Source organism: Aneurinibacillus aneurinilyticus ATCC 12856 (genome assembly GCF_000466385.1).
Taxonomy (GTDB): Bacteria; Bacillota; Bacilli; order Aneurinibacillales; family Aneurinibacillaceae; genus Aneurinibacillus; species Aneurinibacillus aneurinilyticus.
On the sequence record NZ_KE952805.1, the window covers coordinates 1 to 1,535 of the forward strand.

Sequence of the window (1,535 nt, forward strand, 5' to 3'; positions counted from 1 at the left end):
TTTGAACAATCAACACCCTTGGTATCCATAGATGAATAATCAACAGGCGTGTTATAAATTATCTTCATTTACGAAATGGCAGAACCTTCACGTACTCCCATGTCAAAATGGTAAACGTTATTTATATACGTTATGAAAACAGTGATACGCTTTCCTTCGGGAGAAAAATAGACGATGTTGTCTCCTTATCAAACAAATGAATTTTATCCATAGCAAACAAAATGTTGATCAGTTCTCCGACATGCGCCTGTACAGAAGAATCCGCCCGGGCGATAATCGTATTTTCTCCAACTCCTGACATATAGAGATATCGTTCGGCTCCCATATTCTCTATAAACTCGACTCGTGTATGGACTATACCTGACCTGGATATTTCGGAGGAAGGTATCCCTACCTGAATGTCCTCTGGACGTATACCCAATAGGACCGATTTATTTATATAGTCCATATCCCTCAATACTTCTGCTCGTTGTTCGGGAATCTTCAGCCGTACATCCCGGTTTATGAAGAGGATTTCCCCGTCTTGAGCCTTGACGGCTCCTTCAATAAAATTCATCGCTGGTGAACCGATAAAGCTTGCGACAAATAGATTTTTCGGCTTTTCATAAATATCTGCAGGCGTCGCCACTTGCTGAATGCTTCCTTCCTGCAAGACAACAATGCGATCGCCCATAGTCATAGCTTCGGTTTGGTCATGCGTAACGTATATTGTCGTAGTACCCAGCCGACGCTGCAGCTTGCTAATCTCTGTTCTCATCTGTACCCGCAGCTTTGCATCAAGATTCGACAGTGGTTCATCCATAAGAAAAACTTGCGGTTCCCTCACAATGGCCCTTCCTAGGGCAACACGCTGCTGCTGGCCTCCGGACAAGAACTTGGGCTTCCGATCCAATAAAGGCAAAAGGTCGAGCAGGACAGCCGCCTCCCTGACCCGCCTGTCGATTTCAGCTTTTCCAAGCCTACGCAGCTTTAGGCCAAACGCCATATTTTCATATACATTCATATGAGGATAAAGGGCATAATTTTGAAAAACCATCGCAATGTCTCGATTTTTTGGAGCAATATCATTTACCCGGGTGCTGCCAATGTATAAATCGCCATCTGAAATGTCCTCTAATCCAGCAATCATACGTAGTGTCGTTGACTTCCCGCAGCCTGAAGGGCCAACCAGCACAAGAAATTCACCATCACGTATTTCCAGGTTCATATTGTTTACGATAGCTGCATGATTGTATGTTTTACAAATGCCTTGCAATGTTACGCTTGCCATATTGCTCCCTCCTTACGATTCGGAAACACACTCTACAAACGTAGTTACCACACAAGACCACAATTGAACTAATATGGTAGCAAACCTTATTTTTGGACAACATAAGTGCAAATAAATAAATTTATACAAACAGTATAAAAAGAAGGGGTACTCGATGAAAAAAGACAGATTGTTTGTGCTTCTTATGTTTGGCACTTTTTTTCTTGTCGTCATCTTCCCGCTGACAATGGAAGTGAACTACCCACCACTTAAAACCTGACGATTT

Annotated in this window: 1 protein-coding gene; it reads right to left on the reverse strand. The window is 42.7% G+C overall.

Going from position 1 to position 1,535, the window contains the following annotated elements:
- Window positions 1–130: 130 nt before the first annotated feature.
- Entirely contained in the window at window positions 131–1,270 is a 1,140-nt protein-coding gene (locus tag HMPREF0083_RS13930; protein ID WP_021622103.1) for an ABC transporter ATP-binding protein, read from the reverse strand.
- Window positions 1,271–1,535: the final 265 nt, after the last annotated feature.

Bases quoted from the DNA above. Each gene is read 5' to 3' on its own strand.
- HMPREF0083_RS13930 (WP_021622103.1), bottom strand. From the start codon at position 1,270: ATGGCAAGCGTAACATTGCAAGGCATTTGTAAAACATACAATCATGCA.